The 20,302-nt window shown below is 65.1% G+C and carries 15 protein-coding genes; 6 read left to right on the plus strand and 9 right to left on the minus strand.

Annotated elements, in window-relative coordinates; genetic code table 11:
- Window positions 1-2: 2 nt before the first annotated feature.
- From EB230_RS03875 to EB230_RS03895, 5 genes are all read right to left on the minus strand, one after another.
- On the minus strand, window positions 3-1,064 hold the full coding sequence (locus tag EB230_RS03875) for a Gfo/Idh/MocA family oxidoreductase (RefSeq protein WP_056573807.1): 1,062 nt from the start codon (window positions 1,062-1,064) through the stop codon (window positions 3-5).
- Complete coding sequence (locus EB230_RS03880) at window positions 1,061-1,900, minus strand: carbohydrate ABC transporter permease (protein ID WP_010912697.1); 840 nt, start codon at window positions 1,898-1,900, stop codon at window positions 1,061-1,063. The genes EB230_RS03875 and EB230_RS03880 overlap by 4 nt, the downstream gene beginning before the upstream one ends.
- An 11-nt stretch (window positions 1,901-1,911) precedes the next feature.
- A complete protein-coding gene (locus EB230_RS03885) occupies window positions 1,912-2,841 on the minus strand; it encodes a sugar ABC transporter permease (RefSeq protein ID WP_065005453.1) in 930 nt (309 codons plus the stop codon).
- Between the two features lie 253 nt (window positions 2,842-3,094).
- Complete coding sequence (locus EB230_RS03890; protein ID WP_056573814.1) at window positions 3,095-4,354, minus strand: ABC transporter substrate-binding protein; 1,260 nt, start codon at window positions 4,352-4,354, stop codon at window positions 3,095-3,097.
- 118 nt (window positions 4,355-4,472) lie between these two features.
- Window positions 4,473-5,423 carry an N-acetylmuramic acid 6-phosphate etherase gene (locus tag EB230_RS03895; protein ID WP_172371437.1) on the minus strand — a complete coding sequence of 317 codons (951 nt, stop codon included), beginning with the start codon at window positions 5,421-5,423 and terminating at the stop codon, window positions 4,473-4,475.
- Between the two features lie 198 nt (window positions 5,424-5,621).
- Here EB230_RS03895 and EB230_RS03900 point away from each other — a divergent pair, with 198 nt between their 5' ends.
- The 6 genes from EB230_RS03900 (at window position 5,622) to EB230_RS03925 (ending at window position 12,742) form a co-directional block, all read left to right on the plus strand.
- Window positions 5,622-6,503 (plus strand): N-acetylglucosamine kinase, encoded by an 882-nt coding sequence (locus tag EB230_RS03900; protein WP_065005454.1) that lies wholly within the window; start codon window positions 5,622-5,624, stop codon window positions 6,501-6,503.
- The gene (locus EB230_RS03905; RefSeq protein ID WP_172371438.1) at window positions 6,500-7,282 is read left to right on the plus strand and encodes a GntR family transcriptional regulator; all 783 of its coding nucleotides are present in this window, start codon (window positions 6,500-6,502) and stop codon (window positions 7,280-7,282) included. The genes EB230_RS03900 and EB230_RS03905 overlap by 4 nt, the downstream gene beginning before the upstream one ends.
- Window positions 7,279-8,313, plus strand: coding sequence for an SIS domain-containing protein (locus EB230_RS03910; protein WP_172371439.1), 1,035 nt, complete (start codon window positions 7,279-7,281; stop codon window positions 8,311-8,313). The genes EB230_RS03905 and EB230_RS03910 overlap by 4 nt, the downstream gene beginning before the upstream one ends.
- Complete coding sequence (nagA, locus tag EB230_RS03915; RefSeq protein WP_172371440.1) at window positions 8,310-9,482, plus strand: N-acetylglucosamine-6-phosphate deacetylase; 1,173 nt, start codon at window positions 8,310-8,312, stop codon at window positions 9,480-9,482. The genes EB230_RS03910 and nagA overlap by 4 nt, the downstream gene beginning before the upstream one ends.
- An 8-nt stretch (window positions 9,483-9,490) precedes the next feature.
- Window positions 9,491-10,606: an NAD(P)/FAD-dependent oxidoreductase gene (locus EB230_RS03920; protein ID WP_172371441.1), complete on the plus strand. Its 1,116-nt coding sequence runs from the start codon at window positions 9,491-9,493 to the stop codon at window positions 10,604-10,606.
- Window positions 10,607-10,678: 72 nt separating this feature from the next.
- Complete coding sequence (locus tag EB230_RS03925) at window positions 10,679-12,742, plus strand: ABC transporter ATP-binding protein/permease (RefSeq protein WP_056573834.1); 2,064 nt, start codon at window positions 10,679-10,681, stop codon at window positions 12,740-12,742.
- Between the two features lie 20 nt (window positions 12,743-12,762).
- On the opposite strand, the gene EB230_RS03930 is transcribed toward EB230_RS03925, so the two are convergent.
- From EB230_RS03930 to EB230_RS03945, 4 genes are all read right to left on the minus strand, one after another.
- Window positions 12,763-14,277, minus strand: coding sequence for a malonyl-CoA synthase (locus EB230_RS03930; RefSeq protein WP_056573836.1), 1,515 nt, complete (start codon window positions 14,275-14,277; stop codon window positions 12,763-12,765).
- Window positions 14,278-14,443: 166 nt separating this feature from the next.
- Window positions 14,444-15,187: a GntR family transcriptional regulator gene (locus EB230_RS03935; RefSeq protein WP_172371442.1), complete on the minus strand. Its 744-nt coding sequence runs from the start codon at window positions 15,185-15,187 to the stop codon at window positions 14,444-14,446.
- 449 nt (window positions 15,188-15,636) lie between these two features.
- Entirely contained in the window at window positions 15,637-16,314 is a 678-nt protein-coding gene (rpe, locus tag EB230_RS03940) for a ribulose-phosphate 3-epimerase (RefSeq protein ID WP_056573842.1), read from the minus strand.
- A gap of 222 nt (window positions 16,315-16,536) precedes the next feature.
- Window positions 16,537-20,298: a hypothetical protein gene (locus EB230_RS03945; protein WP_172371444.1), complete on the minus strand. Its 3,762-nt coding sequence runs from the start codon at window positions 20,296-20,298 to the stop codon at window positions 16,537-16,539.
- Between the last annotated feature and the right edge of the window lie 4 nt (window positions 20,299-20,302).

Below are 20,302 nucleotides of genomic sequence, written 5' to 3' on the forward strand. Positions count from 1 at the left end.
CGTTAGAGTTTGACGGCTATGCCGCTGCGCACGCTCTCGTCGGCGGCAAGGCAGACGGCGAGCGACTTCACCGCGTCGTCCATGTGTTTGGTGAGATCCAGATCCTCGCGGATCGCCTTCAGCACGAAGGCCTGCTCGAGATCGCAGAGGTCCTGGTGGCCGGGTTCGCCTTCCATCGACAGCATCTCGTCGGCTTTGGCGAACTTGCCGTCCGCGCCGGTCGCCGCACTGTGCAGGCGGATGGTCGAGGTCTTGGTGTGGGTGTCGATGTCGTCCGACTTCACACCTTCCTTCATGACGATCGACACGCAGCCCTTCGGCGAAATGACGTCCTTCACGAAGAAGGCGGTTTCCGAAATCATCGGACCCCAGCCGGCTTCGTACCAGCCGACCGAGCCGTCATCGAACAGCACCTGCAGATGGCCGTAATTGTACATCGACGGCGCGATCTCCTCGGTCAGGCGCAGCCCCATGCCGCGCACCTCGAGCGGCCTGGCGTCGGTGATCTGCAGCATGACGTCGAGATAATGCACGCCGCAGTCGACGATCGGCGACGTCGTCTGCATCAGCTGCTTGTGCGTCTCCCAGGTATGGCCCGAGGATTGCTGGTTGAGGTTCATACGGAACACGTAGGGGCCGCCGAGCTTGCGCGCCTCGGCGATCAGCCGGATCCAGGACGGATGATGGCGCAGTATGTAGCCGATCACCAGTTTCCTGCCGTTGGCCTTGGCGGCCGCGACGACGCGTCTGGCGTCCGCCACCGTCGTTGCCAGCGGCTTTTCGACGAAGACGTGGCAGCCGGCTTCTAGCGCCCGAACCGCATAATCGGCGTGACTGTCGGAGTAGGTGGCGATGCAGGCGACATCGGGCTTCTCGTCACGCAGCGCCTCGTCGAAGGAACGCCTGATGCCGTAGCCCGACAGCCCGTCCGGCAGCGGCACGTCGGAACGATTGATCAGGGCGGCGATCTCGAAGCCCGGATTGGTGTGGTAGGCCAGCGCATGACTGCGGCCCATATTGCCGAGCCCGGCGGCGACGACACGAAGAGGCTTTTCCAAACTCACTTGACGGCTCCGGATGTGATGCCGCGGATCAGCTGCCGCGAGAAGATGACGTAGAGGATCAGTACCGGCATGATCGCCAGCGAAAGCGCGGCCAGGATGGCGTTCCAGTTGGTGACGAACTGGCCGAGGAAGAGCTGCGCGCCGAGCGTAACCGTCTTGGTCTCCTCCGACGGCGCCAGGATCAGCGGGAACCAAAGATCGTTCCAGATCGGGATCATGGTGAAGACAGCGACGGTCGCCATGGAAGGCCGCACCAGCGGCAGCACCAGGCGGAAGAAGATGGTGTATTCGGACAGGCCGTCGATACGGCCGGCATTCTTCAGATCGTCGGAGACCTGCTTCATGAATTCCGACAGGATGAAGACGGCGAGCGGCAGGCCTTGCGCGGTGTAGACCAGGATCAGCGCCGTCAGCGTGTTGACCAGCCCGCTCGCCACCATCAATTGCAGGATGGCGACGGTGCCGAGCCGGATCGGGATCATGATGCCGAGTGCGAGATAGAGCCCCATCAGCGAATTGCCGCGGAAGCGGTATTCCGACAGGGCGAAGGCGGCCATGGCGCCGAACAGGAGCACGAAGAACAGCGAGGCGACGGTGACGACGAGGCTGTTCTGGAAATAGTGGATGAAGTCGCCCTGGCCGATCACCGTGGTGTAGCCGATCAGGTCGAAGGTTTTCGGCGTCGGCGGCGTCAGCGGCGCGCCGAAGATGCCGGCGCGGGACTTGAACGAATTCATGATCACCAGGATCACCGGAAACAACGCGATCGCCGTGTAGGTCAAGAGGATCGCGTGGGCGCCGATGGTGCGGGGCAGCGAACGGGTGGCGGTGCTCATCTCCTGGCCCCTCAGAACTGGTAGCGACGCAGGCGCGTCTGGACGAGGAAGAGGTAGACGCAGACGCCACCGAGGATGATCAGGAACATCATCGTGGCGATCGCCGCGCCCATGTTGGGGTCGCCGACCTGCAGCTGGAAACCGAAGAAGGCGCGGTAGAGGAAGGTGCCGAGAATATCGGTCGAATAGTTCGGCCCGGCGAGCGCCCCTTGCGCGGTGTAGATCAGGTCGAAGGCGTTGAAATTGCCGACGAAGGTAAGGATCGAGATGATGCCGATGGATGGCAGGATCAGCGGCAGCTTGATCTTCCAGAACTGCGACAGGCCGGTGATGCCATCACATTCGGCCGCCTCGATGACCTCGTCGGGGATCGACAGCAGCGCGGCGTAGATCAGCATCATCGGGATGCCGACAAACTGCCACACCGAGATCAGGCTGAGCGCTGTCAGCGCATATTGCTCCTTGCCGAGCCAAGGCGTGAACAGGCTTTTCAGGCCGACCAGGTCCATCATGTGCGGCGCCACGCCCCAGAGCGGCGACAGGATCAGCTTCCAGGCGAAGCCGACGATGACGAAGGACAGGATGGTCGGCACGAAGATCGCCGTGCGGTAGAAGGCCGCGAACCGAAGTTTCGGGCTGGACAGAAGCGCGGCCAGCATGACGCCGATCGGGTTCTGCACCAGCATGTGGATCATGAAGAACCAGGTGTTGTTCCTCAGCGCGTTCCAGAAACCCACCGACCAGTTGGGGTCGCCGAACAAGGTGCGGAAATTGTCCAGTCCGACGAAGACCTGGTGCTGCTCGATGTTGCGGAACAGCGACAGCTGCAGCGTGCCGGCGAGCGGCAGGATCATGATCGCCGTGTAGACGAGCACGGCCGGCGCCAGGAAGACGGCGATGTGCCAGCGAAATGGTCTTTTCGGTCGTATTTCTGCGGCCATGAGTTCGGTTCCCGCCGTCTCTCGGTTCCAGACGATGTTGATGCTAGATGATGCCTCGATGCACGGCCCATCCATCCTTGCCCGATACCGCAAGAACAAAGGCCTGCGACTGATCAGCCAGCCTTCCCAAGGAGATCAAGGGTAAGGCCGCGAGGCGGTGCCGACAATCGCTATCTGAACGGGTGCACGCTTAAAACCAGGAGTATCCGGAACCGGCCAGGCATGCGCCCGGCCGGCTCCGTTGCCTGAGCTCTTACTTCGCCGGCTTGTACCAGCTGTCGAGACCGGTTTGCAGCTTCTTGGCCGCAGCTTCCGGGGTGTCGGTGCCGTTGATGACGTTGGCCGATTCAACCCAGGTCTCGTTCTCGAGGTTCGGCGTGCCGCGTGACAGGATCTGGTAGGTCGAGCGGATCGTCGACTTGCACTTGCCGCGCCAGGAAACGAATTCCTGCGCCAGCGGGTCTGCCATCTTCACCGGCGAGGAGTTCAGGCTGAAGAAGCCCGGCAGCGCGTTGGCGTAGATGGTGGCGAAATCCGGCGAGGCCACCCAGGACAGGAAGGTCTTGGCCGCGTCCGCGTGCTTGGAAGCCGCATTCAGGCCCATGCCGATATCGGTATGGTCGGAGATGTAGCAGGTGTCGCCGGCCTTCTCGACCGGCGGCGGGAAGGCGCCCATCTTGAACTGGGCCTGGGTGTTGAACAGGCCGATCTCCCACGAACCGGCCGGGTAGATGGCGGCGCGGCCGAGCGTGAACAGGTTCTGGCTGTCCGGATAGGTCTGCGCCTCGAAGCCGTCGCCCAGATAGGGCTTCCACTTGGCCAGTTCCTCGAAGGGCGCGACCCAGTCCTTGTCGGTCAGCTTCTGCGTGCCCTTGATCAGCGCAGCGCGGCCGTCCTCGCCCTTCCAGTAGTTGGGGCCGATGTTCTGGTAGCCCATGGTCGCGGCTTCCCAGAGATCCTTGGTGCCCATCGCCATCGGGATGTAGGTGCCGTCGGCCTTGATCTTGTCGAGCGCGGCGAAGAACTCGTCACGGGTCTGTGGCACCTTGATGCCGAGCTTGTCGAAGGCGTCCTTGTTGTAGATGAAACCATGGATGACCGAGGCCATCGGCACGCAGAAGCTCGCCTTGCCGTCGTCGGTCTGCCAGGCGGATTTGGCCACAGGCGAGAAGTTTTCCATGCCGGGCAGCGCGCTGAGGTCGGCGAGGTTGCCCTTCTTGAACAGTTCGAGCGACTTGTCGAACGGGCGGCAGGTGATCAGGTCACCGGCCGATCCGGCGGCGAGCTTGGCGCCGAGCGCGGCGTCATATTCGGTCGGAGCCGATGGCGCGAACACCACCTTGATGCCGGGGTTCTTGGCTTCGAAGGCGGGGATCAGCTTGTCCTTCCAGATGGACAGGTCGTCGCCGCGCCAGCTTTCGATGTTGAGCGTTACGTCCTCGGCGTGAGCCAACCCGGCGGAGCCGAGAATGCTGGTGCCCAGAAGCAGTGCCGTCAGTAGTTTCGTTGTCATGCTCAGTCTCCCTGTTGACCTTTTTCAGGTTCGGTTTTGATGAGAACGGGGGCTTTTTGGCCCCTTGCTCCCCTCGCAAGCCCGTTTCACCCCGATGGAAATCGGGATGAAACAGGCTCTATTTCTCTGTTCGAGCATGATCTTTTCCGGAAAGCGGTCCCCGCTTTTCGGGATCATGCCCGAGCGCAAAAAGGGCCGGCCGCAGTTTCTGGCCAGCCTCTTCCAGCATCTTCCGTGCCGCGGCGGCGCTGTCGGCGCCAGCGGCGAGCAGAATTGCGGTCTTGACCGCGCCGCCACTTTTCTCGAGCAGCCCGGCCGCTTCGTCCTTGCCGCGCCCGCTGATGGCGGCGACGATACGCGCGGCGCGGTCGCGCAGCTTGATGTTGTCGGCCATCAGATTGACCATGTAGCCGTCATGGACATGGCCAAGATGAACAGCGGTCAGGGTCGACAGCATGTTGAGCGCGATCTTCTGGGCGGTACCGGCGCCCATACGCGTCGAACCCGCGATCACTTCCGGCGGCGTTTCGAGCAGGATCGCGGTTTCGGCCTGGCGAAGCAGGGCGGAGTCCCGGTTGTTGGCGATGCCGATGGTGGCCGCACCGCGACGGGCGGCTTCTTCGATCGCGCGCACCGCGTAGGGCGTGGTGCCGCTTGCGGAAAGCGCGATGAGGCAATCGCCGGCGCCGATGCCGGCATTGGCGACAGCCGCGGCTGCCTCCTCGACATCATCCTCGGGGCCGCCCGCCAGCGTCCTGAAAGCCTCGTCGCCGCCGGCGACCAGGATGGCGATGCGGTCGCGTTGGATGCCGAAAGTGCCCGGCAGTTCCAACGCATCGGCCAGCGCCATCAGGCCGGAACTGCCGGCCGCGGCATAGGCAAGCTTGCCGCCGCCGTTCAATCGGCCCGCAATGATCTCGGCTGCCTTGGCGATGGCGGGAATGGCGTTGCGGACGGCTTTCGCGGCTTCGATCTGCGCATCGGCCAGCGAAACAAGGATGGCTTCCGGAGCCTGGATATCCAGCCCCTCGGCATTCCTGTGAAGCGCTTCGGTGCGCGTTTCAGCCATCCGTGTTCCTCCAATACCAGAACAATACCAAAAAAATACCACTTGTCCACACGCATTAACGAATTCGCGGACAGGAAATCGCTGAGCCGACGAAATGTGCAGATTTTTCAATAAAATACGGCTTAATCTTTTTGAAACGGAAATTAAGTCTTGGCTATTGGTATTTTATTGGTATTATCGACCCGGAGGAGAAATCGCGTGAATTTCGTGCTCGGTATCGATGGCGGCGGCACCAGCTGCAGGGCCGCCCTTGCAACAGCGGACGGTACGGTCGTCGGTCGCGCCAAAAGTGGCGCCGCCAACATTCGCACCGACCTCACCGGGGCGCGGTCGAACATCGTAGACGCCGCGCGGCAAGCCTTCATCGCCGCCGGGCAGGATCCCGAGCTGATCCCGCAAACACCGGCCATTCTCGGCCTAGCCGGCGCCAATGTCGGCACCTACCGGCAGCAGCTGGAAGCGATCCTTCCGTTCAGCACCAGCCGCGTCGAGACCGACGCCGAAATCGCGCTGGAAGGGGCGGTGGGGTCGGGCGACGGCGCCATGGCGATCCTCGGCACCGGCACCGCCTATATGGCCCGCAAGGGCGGCAAGTCACGGGCGATCGGCGGCTGGGGATTCCAGGTCGGCGACCAGGGCAGCGGCGCCCGCATGGGCCGCGATCTGCTCGAACAGACGCTGCTTGCCCATGACGGCGTGCGCGCGGCTTCGCCGCTGACCGACGCGATGATGGCCATCTTCCGCAACAATCCCGAGGACGTGGTGGAATTCACCACCAATGCCAAGCCCGGCGATTTCGGCGGCTTCGCGCCCAAAGTGTTCGAGCACGCCGAGAAGGGCGATGCCGTCGCCAACTGGATCGTCGACAAGGCGGTCGGCGATGTCGAGGCTTCGCTCGGCGCGCTCGGCCTCGCCGATGACGCGCCGCTTTGCCTGCTCGGCGGGCTGGCGCCGCTCTACGCGCCACGACTGTCGCCGCGCTACCGGGCGTTGCTCAAGCCACCGCTCGACGATGCGCTGGGCGGGGCGGTGCAGATGGCGGTGCGGCTGCTCGCCGGACACGCGGAGGCGGCCCGATGAGCGATGCCGCCGACCAGATCTTCGCCGCGCTGAAGCAATCGTCGCAGAGCGGCGCGCCGCTCTACCTGCAGCTCAGGAAAAGCATCGAGGATGCGGTCAACCGTGGCCTGATCGGACCTGGCGACGCGCTGCCTTCCGAGCGCGACATCGCCACCAAGGCCGACATTTCGCGCGTCACCGTGCGCAAGGCGGTGCAGGATCTGGTCAAGGGCGGCATCCTTGTGCAGCGCCATGGCTCGGGCACCTTCGTGGCGCCACGCATGGAGCGCGTCGAGCAATCGCTGTCGCGACTGACCTCCTTCACCGAGGACATGGCGCGGCGCGGCATGGCGGTGCGCTCGGCATGGCTCGACCGCGGTCTCTATGCGCCCTCGCCCGACGAGATGATGGTGCTCGGCCTGTCGTCGAGCGAACTGGTAGCGCGCGTGGCGCGCCTGCGCATCGCCAATGACACGCCACTGGCGATCGAACGCGCCTCGTTGTCGGCCAGCGTGCTGCCCGACCCGGCGGGCATCGGCTCGTCGCTCTATGCGGCGCTGCAACTGACCGGCAATCGCCCGGTTCGGGCGGTGCAGCGCATCTCGGCCGCCAATCTCGGCGACGACGATGCGCGCCTGCTGGAAGTACCCCCGGGTGTCGCCGGCCTGCATATCGAACGCATTTCCTACCTGGCGAGCGGCAAGGTGATCGAGTTCACCCGCTCCATCTATCGGGGCGACGCCTATGATTTCGTCGCCGAACTGCGGCTGACAGGGCCGAGCGAAGAGGGCCGACCATGACCTCCAACACCACACATATGCAGCGCGAGATCGAGGAGATCCCGCAGGCCGTCGCCCGACTGCTCGATGGTTCTGGCGCCATGCTGGCCGAGGCCGGGCGCGGCATCCGGGAACGCGACCCGCATTTCGTCGTCACCGTGGCGCGCGGTTCATCCGACCATGCCGCGACCTTCATGAAATATGCCGTCGAACTGACCGCTGGCCTTGCCGTCGCCTCGGTCGGTCCATCCATCGCCTCGATCTACGGCCGCAAGCTGCGGCTCGAGGGCTCGGCCTGCCTGGCGATCTCGCAGTCAGGCAAGAGCCCCGACATCGTCGCCATGGCCGAAACCGCACGCGCCGGGGGCGCGCTGACCATCGCCGTCACCAACACCGCCGAGTCGCCGCTGGCGCGGGCCTCGGACTATGCGATCGACATCCTGGCCGGCCCCGAGCGCAGCGTCGCGGCAACCAAGACCTTCGTCAATTCCGCCGTCGCCGGTCTCGCCTTGATGGCGCATTCCACCGGCGACGAGGCGCTTCTCAAGGCACTTGCCGGCTTGCCCGAGCATTTCGGCAAGGCGATCGCCTGCGACTGGATGAGCGTTCTCTCCGAAACCATCGAGAAGCAGAAATCGCTGTTCATCCTCGGCCGCGGACCGTCGGCGGCGATGGCCAACGAGGCGGCGTTGAAATTCAAGGAGACCTGCGGCATGCATGCCGAGGCCTATAGTGCGGCCGAAGTCATGCACGGCCCGCTGGCGCTGATCGGCCCCGACTTTCCGGTGCTGGCGCTGGCAGCGCGCGATGCGTCAGAGCCCTCCATCGCCGAGGCGGCCGACAGCCTGGCGGCAAAGGGGGCGCCGGTGTTCGTCACATCAGCTCTTGCCAACCGCGCCACGCGCCTGCCGCATGTCGCCACCGGACACCCGCTGACCGATCCGTTGACGCTGATCGTCTCGTTCTACGTGTTCGTCGAGGCTTTCGCGCGCCATCGCGGCCTCGACCCCGACACGCCGCGCAACCTTCGCAAGGTGACGGAGACTGTATGAACGACCGTTTTGCCCTGACAGGCGCCCGCATTTTCGATGGAGACAACTGGCATGAAGGCTCGGCGCTCGTCGTGCGCGACGGCCTTGTCGAGGCCATAGTGCGCCAGGGTGCCCTGCCCTCGGACGTCCGTGTCGTGGACGCCGGCGGCGGCATGCTGGTGCCGGGCTTCGTCGACATCCAGGTCAATGGCGGCGGCGGCGTCATGCTCAACGACCACCCCGATGTCGCCTCGATCGAAACCATCTGCCGGGCGCACGCGCCGTTCGGCACGACGGCGCTGCTGGCGACGCTGATCACCGACACGCCCGCGATCACCGCTGCCGCCATCGCCGCCGGCGAAGCAGCCGCGCTGCGGAAGGTACCCGGTTTCCTCGGCCTGCATCTCGAGGGTCCGCATCTGTCGATCGCGCGCAAGGGCGCGCATGATCCGGCGTTGATCCGGCCGATGACGGACGCCGACCAGGCGATGCTGATCGCGGCGCGGCGGAAGCTGCCGGTGCTGCTCACCACGGTCGCGCCGGAATCCGTCGAACCGGCGCGGGTCGCGGCATTGGCGAAGGCCGGCGTCGTCGTGAGCCTCGGCCATTCGGACACCAGCTACCTCAGAGCAAAAACCTTCGCCGAAGCGGGCGCCAGCGTGGTCACCCACCTGTTCAACGCCATGAGCCAGATCGGCAACCGCGAGCCTGGACTGGCGGGCACGGCGATCGATGTCGGCTCCTTGTCCGCCGGGCTCATCGCCGACGGCATACACGTTCATCCCGCGACCATCCGGATCGCGCTCGACGCCAAGCAGGGACCGGGCAAGATCGTGCTGGTCACCGACGCCATGGCGCCGATCGGCACCGACATGACCTCGTTCACGCTCAACGGCCGCACCATCTACCGCAAGGACGGGAGTCTCAGGCTTGCCGACGGAACGCTGGCGGGCGCCGATCTCGACATGATATCGGCGATCCGGTTCCTGCACGGCGTCGTCGGCGTCGAACTCTCGGAAGCCCTGCGTATGGCCTCGCTCTATCCGGCCCAGGCGATCGGCCAGTCGCATCGGCTCGGCCGATTTGCCAACGGCACGGCGGCGGATATCGTTGCGCTGTCGGACGATCTTGGCATAGGAAGCGTCTGGATCGGCGGCGAGAAGGTGTTCAAGGCCGGCGCTCCACGCTGAGAGAGGCCATGCAGACGGTCGATTGTGTCGTCGCCGGAGCGGGCGTCGTCGGGCTTGCCATCGCCAGGGCGCTTGCCTTGTCCGGGCGCGAGGTGGTTGTGGTCGAACAGGCCGACGCGATCGGTACAGTCACCAGTTCGCGCAATTCCGAAGTCATCCATGCCGGTCTTTATTACGCACTGGGAAGCCTGAAGGCCCGGCTCTGCGTCGAAGGGCGGCGGCTTCTCTATGCCTACTGCGCCGGGCACGCCGTCGCCCACGCGCGCACCGGCAAGCTGATCGTTGCCAGCGAGCCCAGCCAGATCGATGGGTTGCGGAAGATCGAGGCCAATGCCCGACGCTGCGGGGTCGACGATCTCCAGTTCCTGACGCGCGGCGAGGCCATGAGCCTGGAACCGGCGCTGGCATGCGCGGGCGCGCTGTCGTCGCCGTCGACCGGCATTGTCGACAGCCATGCGCTGATGCTGGCGTTGCGCGGCGACGCCGAGGCGGCCGGCGCGTCCTTTGCCTTGCTCACCACTGTCGTCGGAGCGGCGATCGAGGCCGGCGGGATCCGGATCGAAACGCGCGATGCCAATGGCGAGACCTTCGCCCTGGAGGCAGACACCTTCGTCAATGCCGCGGGCCTCGATGCGCAGGCCGTGGCCCGCCGGATCGACGGCTTTCCAGGGAATCTCATCCCACGGCAATGGCTCGCGCGCGGGAGTTATTTCGCCCTTCCAGGCCGATCGCCGTTTTCGCGGCTGATCTATCCGGTTCCGGTCGAAGGTGGCCTTGGCGTCCATCTGACTCTCGATCTGAGCGGCAGCGCGCGTTTCGGGCCTGATGTCGAATGGATCGAGCGCGTGGACTATACAGTCGATCCCGGCCGAGGCGCTGCCTTCTACGAGGCGATCCGGCGTTATTGGCCTGATCTTGCCGACGGTGCCCTGCAACCGGCCTATGCCGGCGTCAGGCCGAAGCTATCCGGACCGGGTCAGGCGGCCGCCGATTTCATGATCCAGGGGCCGGCCGATCATGGCGCCGGGCGGATCGTCAATCTGTTCGGCATAGAGAGCCCCGGCCTGACCGCGAGCCTGGCGATCGCCGACCATGTCGCCGAGCTGCTGCATACGCGATTATAAGCGCCGGCGGGAATTCTTCCGCTGAGGCCGATGCCATGAAACCTTTTGATTTCGAGGTCGTTGTCGGGACGTATGTCCGAGGCGAAACCCAGATCGAAACCGGCCGACGGCATAAAGCCGCGCGGCGCCCCCAAGCGGCGGCGGCAAAAGCCGCGCGACGAGCGCCCGCGCGCGGAGGAGGCGAGCAAAAAGAAGCCAGGCGACAAGAAGGCACCGATCGTCGAAGCGGCCGCGCCCGACATCGCAGGCGAAGCTCCGCCGCCGGAAGCCGTCGAACCCGACCCGCAGTTGACGCCCGAGGAAGCAGAACAGGCGCGCAAGAAATACCTGCTGAAGCGCTTCTGGATCAGCGGGCGCGGCTATTGGGGACGGCATGGCGACAGGCTCGCCTGGCCATTGTCGGCCGGGCTGGTGATCCTGATCGTCGTCAATGTCGGCTTCCAGTACGGGATCAATGTCTGGAACCGCTCGATCTTCGACGCCATCGAGAAGCGCGACGCCCATACCGTCTATTTCCTCAGCGCCGTGTTTGTGCCGCTGGTGCTTGGCAGCATCAGCCTTGTCGTCGCGCAGGTCTGGCTGCGCATGACCATGCAGCGCCGCTGGCGCGCCTGGCTGACGACCTCGGTGATAGCGCGCTGGCTCGCCAACGGCCGCTACTATCAGCTGAACCTCGTCAAGGGCGACCACCAGAACCCGGAGGCGCGCCTGTCTGAAGATCTGCGGGTCGCCACCGAGTCACCCGTCGATTTCGTCGCCGGCGTGATTGTCGCCACCCTGTCGGCCTCGACCTTCATCGTGGTGCTGTGGACGATCGGCGGCGCCTTGAGTTTCCCGCTAGGCGGCTCGACCATCACCGTGCCCGGCTTCCTCGTCATCACCGCGGTGATCTATGCCGCGATCACCTCGACCTCGATGTTCGTCATCGGCCGCGATTTCGTGCGGCTGTCCGAGGAGAAGAACCAGACGGAAGCCGAATTCCGCTACGTGCTGACGCGCGTGCGTGAAAACGGCGAGAGCATCGCCCTGCTCGGCGGCGAGGAAGAGGAACGCAGCGGCATCGACAGAACCTTTGCCGGCGTGCTGAAGCGCTGGGCGCAACTGACCGGCCAGCACATGCGCACGGCACTTGTTTCGCAGGGCTCGAGCCTGTTCGCGCCGGTGGTGCCGGTCCTGCTGTGCGCGCCAAAGTTCCTCGAAGGGTCGATGTCGCTCGGCCAGGTCATGCAGGCGGCCTCCGCCTTCGCCATTGTTCAGAGCTCTTTCGGCTGGCTGGTCGACAATTATCCGCGCCTCGCCGACTGGAACGCCTCCGCACGCCGCATCGCTTCGCTGATGATGTCCCTCGACGGGCTGGAACGTGCCGAGCAGAGCGACGAGCTCGGGCGCATCAAGCGTGGCGAGACCAAGGGCGACGCCATGCTCAGCCTCGACAATCTCTCCGTGACGCTCGACGACGGCACGTCCGTGGTCAAGGAGACGGAGGTCGCCGTCGAATCGGGCGAGCGGGTGCTGGTTTCGGGCGAATCCGGTTCGGGCAAGTCGACGCTGGTGCGGGCGATCGCCGGCCTGTGGCCATGGGGAAGCGGCAGCGTCAATTTCCATCCCGACAGGCGGTTGTTCATGCTGCCGCAGCGGCCCTACATCCCGTCCGGCACGCTGCGCCGCGTGGTCGCCTACCCCGCGGCCGCCGACAAGTGGAAGCTCGACCAGATCAAGGCCGCCCTCGACAAGGTCGGCCTCGGCTACCTCGCCGGCCGGATCAAGGAGGAAGCGCCCTGGGACCAGACCTTGTCGGGTGGCGAAAAGCAGCGGGTCGCCTTCGCGCGGCTCTTGCTGCATCGCCCCGACATCGTCGTTCTGGACGAGGCGACCTCGGCGCTGGACGAAAAGAGCCAGGACCAGATGATGGCAACGGTCATCCGCGAATTGCCTGAAGTCACGATCCTCAGCGTGGCGCATCGCGCCGAACTGGAAGCCTTCCACACCCGCAAGATCACGCTCGAGCGGCACAAGGGCGGCGCGAAACTAGTCAGGGATATCGACCTCGTGCCGCGCAACCGCAAGCGCGGCCTGCTCACGCGCGCCTTGTGGGGCTCGGGCACGACGACCGAAAAGCCGCGCAAGACGAAATAACGGGGGATGCGCGCCCACCACTACGATGCGTAGAGGTCCTTGTACGTGTCGCGCAGAATATTCTTTTGCACCTTGCCCATGGTGTTGCGCGGCAGTTCGTCGACGAAGATCACCTGCTTCGGGTGCTTGTACTTGGCCAAGCGCCCGGCGATGGCGCTGAGAATTTCGGCTCCGGTGATCCGGGATGCCGGCGCCCGCACGACGACGGCCGTGACGCCTTCGCCGAAATCCGGATGGGCGACGCCGATGACGGCGCTTTCGTTCACTCCATCAAGCGCGTCGATCTCGCTTTCGAGCTCCTTGGGATAGATGTTGTAGCCGCCCGAGATGATCAGGTCCTTGCCGCGGCCGACGATATGGACATAACCGTCGGCGTCGACCATGCCGAGATCGCCCGTGATGAAGAAGCCGTCGGCGCGGAATTCCGCCTTGGTTTTTTCCGGCATGCGCCAGTAGCCGCCAAACACGTTCGGGCCCTTGACCTCGATCATGCCGACCTCGCCCTGGGCCAGCGGCTTGCCGCTATCGGGATCGGTGATGCGCAGCGACACGCCAGGCAGCGGGAAGCCGACGGTGCCGGCGCGCCGTTCGCCCTCATAGGGGTTGGACGTGTTCATGTTGGTCTCGGTCATGCCGTAGCGTTCGAGGATGGCGTGACCGGTGCGCTCGCGCCAGGCCCTGTGCGTCTCGGCCAGCAGCGGCGCCGAGCCGGACACGAACAGGCGGATGTTCTTCGCCGCCTCGCGGTCCAGCCCGTCCTGCCGCAGCAGCCTGGTATAGAAGGTCGGCACGCCCATCACCGCCGTGGCGCGCGGCAGCAGTGAGATGATGCGGGCCGGATCGAATTTCTGCTCGAACAGCATCGAGGCGCCGGCCATCAGGATGACATTGGTGGCGACGAACAGGCCATGCGTGTGGAAGATCGGCAGCGCATGGATCAGCACGTCGCCTGATGTGAAGCGCCATTGGTCGACCAGCACACGCGCATTCGATGCCAGGTTCCCATGGCTGAGCATGGCGCCTTTCGAGCGGCCGGTCGTTCCCGACGTGTAGAGGATCGCCGCGAGATCGTCCTCGCCGCGCTCGACATCATGGAAATCGGAGGATTGCCGCGATGCCTGGTCCGTCAGCGATCCCCGGCCAGTGCGGTCGAGCGTGACCACGACGGCACCGGATGGCGCGACCATCCGCTCGATATCCGCCGATTTCGCCGGATCGCAGACGATGACCCGAGGTGCTGCATCCTCGAAGAAATATCCAAGCTCGGTCAGCGTGTAGGCCGTGTTGAGGGGCAGGAAGACGGCACCAGCGCGCACGCAGGCGAGATAGAGCAGCACCGCCTCCGGGCTCTTCTCGACCTGCACGGCGATCCGGTCGCCGGGCTCGACATGCAATTGCAGGAGCGCGTGCGCGAGCTGCGCCGACCGCGCCAGCATGTCGCCATAGCTGAGCGAGCGCCCATCATCGGTTTCCATCAACAGGCGCCCGGGCGGCGGCATCCGGGACCGGAACGCATCGAACAGATGATTGCTCATGAAATTTTCCTGCTGTGATGGCAATGCGGCGCCGGCAATGCACTTGGGGCGCGCAGAGTTCGCGTTTCCGGGCCGTGCCGTCAAGACCGCAAACGGCTGTGCGGCGCGTCGCATCCGCCGAAGAAATCGCGAATGATGGCGACAAGCTCCGCCGAGGAAATGGTCGTTACCGCCTAGCGCGCTCGGCCGAAGCGGCGGCTTTTGCGACTTCGCCTTGCTTGAAGCGCTCCATGCATATGGAAGCGGTCAGCTGGTAGTGATCGATCAAGGCCTGGACGGCGCCGTCGGCATTGCCGTCCAGCGCGCATTCGGCGATCCGCCGGTGTTCCCCGAAATCGTCGCGCTGCATGCTCTCGCTGTCATTGGCCATTTGCCGGTAGCGATAGGCGTGATCTGAAAGCTGATCGCAGAAACCCACCAGCCAGTGCGACCGGCAGGCCGAGATCAGCACACGGTGGAAGGTGCGGTGCAATTTCTCCCAGTCCGGATCGAGCGACGGGAGATTTTGCGGGGAACATCGAGAGGCGCGGCCCAGGCGATGCAGCGCCAGCACCAGTTGTTCTTCCCACTCGGTGGTGCGGTGGGCAATGGATTCGCGAAGCGCCCGTTCCTCGAGCCAACAGCGGGTGCGCGTCAGCTCCTCCAGCTCCGTCGCACTGACCGGCATGATGAAGAAGCCACGCTGATCGTGACGGCCAAGGAGACCCTCGGAGGCAAGGCGATTAAGGGCTTCACGGACAGGGGAGGCACCGGCGCCATACTTGGAAACAACCCACTCGACCCGCAGCTTGCTTTCGGCTTCCAGAGCGCCGCCAAGAAGATCATCCCGCAATTGGTGATAGACCGTACTGGCAAGCGTACTCTTGGATCCTGTGCCGTCGTCGTTCAGGTTGGCAGCGCCGTATGTCAAATTCGACTCCTTGTCCCCATGTCTCTCTGGGCAATTCGAGTCCGAAAAAGAATCCTTCCGTACATGTACCCTACAGTGCCTTCGTCAAGAGGCTCAAGCACAAGATGCCATCCTAGTACTTAAGCACTAAGGAATATAGCGCTATCCGCCGCCTGATCGGGGGAATTGGCGCGCCTCTACAACCAATGGAACTTAACATGTTTTGTATGCACGCAGGATCATCTGTTCCTTGTGTGCCCGTGCGAGCATCTTTTCTGTCGCGCGCAAAGATACCGCACGGCTGGGCTTGCTCATCCGTCCGGCGCCGATCTGATTCGGGCGTCACCGTGCTCCTGAAGAACCGTGTCCGCGCAAAAGCTGTCAGCCAGCCAGCCGGTTGGATTCGAAGCGGGATGATCGCGGTGCGTTCGAGCAATTCAGGGCGGTTGGCCGTTTCCTTGAAACGGTCCCTAGCCGGCGGCGTTGTCGGCCGCTGTCCTGATCGCCTCGATGTTGGCACGGTACGCCTCGACGCTGCCGCCCTTGAAGATCGCCGCGCCGGCCACCAGCACATCGGCCCCGGCTGACGTGACCAAAGGGGCCGTTTCGGGCGAAACGCCGCCGTCGATCTCGATGCGGATCGGCCGGTCGCCGATCAGCGCCTTGACCCTTCTCACCTTGTCGACGATCCCCGGGATGAAGGCCTGGCCGCCGAACCCCGGATTGACGGTCATGATCAAGATCAGGTCGAGCCGGTCGAGCACATATTCGATCATCGTTTCCGGCGTCGCCGGATTGAGCGACACGCCGGCCTTCTTGCCGAGGTTCCTGATGGTCTGCAGCGAGCGGTCGAGATGCGGCCCGGCCTCCGCATGGACCGTCATGCCGTCACAGCCGGCCTCGGCGAAGGCGGCGAGGTAGGGATCGGCCGGCGCGATCATCAGATGGCAGTCGAAAAAAGCCCTGGTGCGGTTGCGGATCGCCTTGATCACCGGCGGGCCGAAGGTGATGTTGGGGACGAAATGGCCATCCATGACATCGAGATGGATCCAGTCGGCGCCAGCGGCCGCGACGGCTTCGACCTCGTCGCCAAGCTTCGAAAAGTCCGAAGCCAGCACCGATGGTGCGATCAAGGTCTTCTTGCTCATCTCGCGGCCTTTCCGGGCGCCCTTTTCATACCGTTCACCCTGGATCGACTGCCTAATGCCCGGCGGGGGACTTGTCGAGGGTGCAAGCACGGGGGCTCCACAGGCTTGGGCGGCGTTGCGGGATCTCCGATCCTGCCGCAGCCAATTCCCGCTTGCCGGGACATGACGAAGAAGCCCGCCGGATTGCTCCGGCGGGCCCAAGGTCTGGCGTCGAGCGGACGGCTACTGCTGCTGGAGCTTCAGGATCCTGCTTGGTGCCGGATCCTGCTGCTGTTCAGCCTGCGGCAGGCGCCGTGGCAAGACCTGCTGCAGCAGCAGGCCGGGGTTGAGCTCCAGTGACGGCTGCCCGCGCATCGGCCGGCAGTTGGGATAGCGTCCGACCGTGCCTTCCGGGCAACGCCTCTTGAAGATCGGCTGGCACTGGCCATTGACCATCTGCGAGCCCGGTGCGCATTCCGCCTGCTGCCTGGGCTTGCGGCATGCGCCGTCGATCACATCGGTCCCACGCGGACAGACACACTCGCCGCGCTTGTTGTGGACCTGGCCGCGTATGTCGCAGGGCTCCACCTGCGGCTGCTTGCGCCGGCAGGCATTGCCCTGCACCTCGGTACCCCGCGGGCAGACGCAATCGCCGTTGGCATCGTGCACCTGGCCCCGGATGGTGCACTGGTCGGGCTTCGGCCGGACCGGACGGCAGGCGCCGTTGCGCACCTCGGTGCCTTGCGGACAGACGCAATCGCCGTCGGCATTGCGGACCTGGCCGGGGATGCGGCACTGCTGAGGCTTCGGCCGGGCCGGGCGGCAGGCGCCGTTACGCACCTCGGTGCCTTGCGGACAAACGCAATCGCCGTTGGCATCGTGGATCTGGCCACGGATGGTGCACTGCTCGGGCCTGTCGGTCCTGACGCAGGCGCCGTTCTCCAGCGCCGTGCCGCGCGGGCAGACGCAGCGCCCGTCCTCGGTCCGGATCTGGCCTTCGAGCAGCACGCAGCGCTTGGGCGGCGGCACGGGAAGCGGCAGAAGATTGGTGCCGCCGCCGGTGCACTGGCCATTGCGGAAGGTGGTGCCTTCCGGGCAGACGCAGCGGCCGGCGTCGTTCATGACGAAGCCCGGCGAGCACTGGTTCTTCACCTCATGCGTGATGGTGAAGGGGTGGCACGCATAGGCCTTGCCGCGATCGCCCTGCACATTGGTCGCATCCTTGGACAGCACGTCGCCGCCGCCCTGGACCCGCGTGTCGGGAGACAGGACACCAACGCAGTTCTGGCCATTGACGTCGCCCTGCAGATTGGCAAGGCGCCCGTCGTCGGGAATGACCACTGTGACATGATGCGACTGGCTTTCGCCGGCCCCGAGCGTCAGGGTGGCTATGCAGGACAGAGGCAAGCTCGCCGGTTCGGGCGAGCAGCCGAAGGGCGGGTCGATCGAGGTGATCGCAACGCCGTCCAGCCGGCCGAGCCCTTCCACGCCGATCGCATCGCCGATGCGGACCGGACCGGAGAAGGGGCTCGTTCCGTCATTGGAGATGGTGATGTCGAACGAGCAGGGCTGGCCCAGCCGGCATTCGCGGTCGCCGGTCTTCTCGACACGGATGGTCGAGGAGCCGCCGCCCTTGGCGCAGGCCTGGCCAATCGGGTAGACGACATCGTCGCCTTGCGCCGGCCCATAGGAGCCGCGCGCGCAGTTCTCGAACTCGCCATTGGCCGAGACCGTCACGTCGAAGTGGCGGCTGGTTCCGGGCGCCATGACGGCACCGGGAATCTGGCACGACAGCGTGTTGGCCGGAACCGGTCCGCACGCCCATTCCGCGCCGTCTGGAGTGACGGTCTGGATCTGGACGGGCGCGCCTCCCGACACCAGCGTGGCGGCATCGTTGACCCGCACCGGACCGGTGGGAGCCGCCGTGCCGGCGTTGGAGACGGTGATGCGGCAAGAAACGGCCGCGGCACCGGCCAGCGAGCCGCTGCACACCTTGGTGATGCGCAGGCCGGGCTGGCCACCATTGGGACGACGGATGCGCTCCTTGGCGCAGGCCTTGTTGTTGGTGAGGTCGATCTCACCGGGAACGGCCTTCACCTCGGCGCAGTTCTCGACCGTGTCCGACCGGTAATCGGCCGGCATGACCGCCTTGACGAAGATCGGCGTCGAGGCGCCCACGGGCAGCGCGATGCCGGGATTGTCGCAGCGGAACTGACCGGGGCCGTTCGGGCCGCATGTCCAGGGCGGGCTCGGCCCGAAGGTCGAGGAGGCCGGTGCGCCGCCGGGATAGTTGTCGATCACCGTCAGCGGCCCGGTATAGGTCGAGGTGCCGTTGTTGATGATGTCGATCACGAAGAAACAGACGCCGTCGGCCGTGCAGATTTCGGTGCGGGCACGCTTCTTCAGGATCAGGTCGACCTTCTTCTCGACCGGCGGCTGGCAGTCGCGGTCACGATCGCCACGGCGGCAGATCGGGATCGAGGCGCAGCCACGGTCGTTCGACTGGCTGCCGAACAACGGCTTGCCGCTGGCGGCATAGTTGTAGGCGGCGCAGTTACGCAGCGCACCGCCCTGCCAGCCCCCGGCCGGCTTGAAGCCGAGCTTGAGGTCGACAAAGGCCCCCGGATTGAGCGTGGTCACCGGATAGGTGCACGTCATCGGGGTGGTGCCGGGCACGCAGACCCAAGGCGGATTGAGCCCTGAGCTCAGCGTCGAGCCGGCCGGCAGCGTCACCTCGTCGAGCACGATCTTGCCGTTGTAGGGCGCGGTGCCGACATTGGTGACCCTGATGGTGAAATCGCAGCCGCCGGCCATGGTGCAGCGCGCGACATCGGCGCGTTTCTCGACCTTGAGGTCCGGCTCCTTGTCCCTGGGCGGGCAACGCTGGTCACGCGGGATGACGATGTCGATGGTCTGCGTGCAGCACAGGCCCCAGCCTTCCTTCGGTCCGGCATAGGTCTCGATGCCGGTGACGACGAGATGGATGACGTCGCCGGGCGATGCGCCGACGATCTTCCAGTTGAGCACGCCGCCGCCCGCCGGCACCAGCTGGGTGTCAGGGATGATGGTGATGCCGGGCGTGGTGGTCGACACCTGCACCCACTTGCCGCCCATCTCCGGGCCGACCGGCATGTGGTAGATGAAGGCACCGCCGCCGGGTACGCAATCGACGGTGCCGCGTTCCACCTTGAAGCATTCCTTGCCGGGAGGTGGCGGCGGCGGTTCGCACTTGGTGACATCGATCTTGATCGAGGTCTTCACGCCGGTCTTGTAGTCGCCATCGTCGGGTTTGCTCGGATCCTGCGACGGGATGATGGTGCCGGTGCCGGCTCCGTTGCTCACCTTGATCAGGCCCTGATTGTCGATGATCGTCGGCGAAGGAAACGCAGCATGGTCGATCCTGGCCGTGATCTGGAAATTGATGACGCGTTCATTGGCGGCCCCGGCGCCGTCGAGATCGTCGGCGGAGAGCCGGAAGTCGGACACCGTTGCGGTATCGCTGGGACCCGCCGTGTTGCTGATCGTCGCGCCCGGCAGTGATCCGCCGGAGGCATCCGTGCCGTCGCCGGATACATTCACGTTGACGATGGCCAAGCCGTGCGGAAGCTGGTCCTTGAACTCGATCTTGAGTTTCTTCAGCAAGGCCACAAGACCCGGATCGGCAAAGCCCTGAGGATCACCGCGCAGGCCAAAGCTCAGGGAGTAGACGACATAGTCGCAGCCTCTCTGGGTGCCTTTCTTGGTGAAGAACGGCACGACCCGTTCCGGCCTCGGATTGACGACGCGCGAATTGTCGAGGTCGAGCCTCAGTTCCGGCGTGACCGGCGCGGCGTCTTCCGCGTGGCTTGCGAGGGGGGTGAGCATGGCGACCGCGACCCCGGCCGCCATCAGCCAGCGCGCGCCGCGCCTGGCGTATGACAGGGGTTTCATGATCGTCTCCATGACGATTGACAGCTTGTCGGTTGAGTTGTTTCGCGCGAGCGGGGAGAGTGCGAGATTGTTCATCTTC

The sequence above is a fragment of the Mesorhizobium sp. NZP2234 genome, assembly GCF_013170765.1.
GTDB lineage: Bacteria > Pseudomonadota > Alphaproteobacteria > Rhizobiales > Rhizobiaceae > Mesorhizobium > Mesorhizobium loti_D.

Excerpts from the sequence above, each read along its gene's own strand:
- EB230_RS03880 (WP_010912697.1), bottom strand. The coding sequence starts at position 1,900 with ATGAGCACCGCCACCCGTTCGCTGCCCCGCACCATCGGCGCCCACGCG.
- EB230_RS03885 (WP_065005453.1), bottom strand. The coding sequence starts at position 2,841 with ATGGCCGCAGAAATACGACCGAAAAGACCATTTCGCTGGCACATCGCC.
- EB230_RS03890 (WP_056573814.1), bottom strand. The coding sequence starts at position 4,354 with ATGACAACGAAACTACTGACGGCACTGCTTCTGGGCACCAGCATTCTC.
- EB230_RS03895 (WP_172371437.1), bottom strand. The coding sequence starts at position 5,423 with ATGGCTGAAACGCGCACCGAAGCGCTTCACAGGAATGCCGAGGGGCTG.
- EB230_RS03905 (WP_172371438.1), top strand. The coding sequence starts at position 6,500 with ATGAGCGATGCCGCCGACCAGATCTTCGCCGCGCTGAAGCAATCGTCG.
- EB230_RS03910 (WP_172371439.1), top strand. The coding sequence starts at position 7,279 with ATGACCTCCAACACCACACATATGCAGCGCGAGATCGAGGAGATCCCG.
- nagA (WP_172371440.1), top strand. The coding sequence starts at position 8,310 with ATGAACGACCGTTTTGCCCTGACAGGCGCCCGCATTTTCGATGGAGAC.
- EB230_RS03920 (WP_172371441.1), top strand. The coding sequence starts at position 9,491 with ATGCAGACGGTCGATTGTGTCGTCGCCGGAGCGGGCGTCGTCGGGCTT.
- EB230_RS03925 (WP_056573834.1), top strand. The coding sequence starts at position 10,679 with ATGTCCGAGGCGAAACCCAGATCGAAACCGGCCGACGGCATAAAGCCG.
- EB230_RS03930 (WP_056573836.1), bottom strand. The coding sequence starts at position 14,277 with ATGAGCAATCATCTGTTCGATGCGTTCCGGTCCCGGATGCCGCCGCCC.
- rpe (WP_056573842.1), bottom strand. The coding sequence starts at position 16,314 with ATGAGCAAGAAGACCTTGATCGCACCATCGGTGCTGGCTTCGGACTTT.
- EB230_RS03945 (WP_172371444.1), bottom strand. The coding sequence starts at position 20,298 with ATGAACAATCTCGCACTCTCCCCGCTCGCGCGAAACAACTCAACCGAC.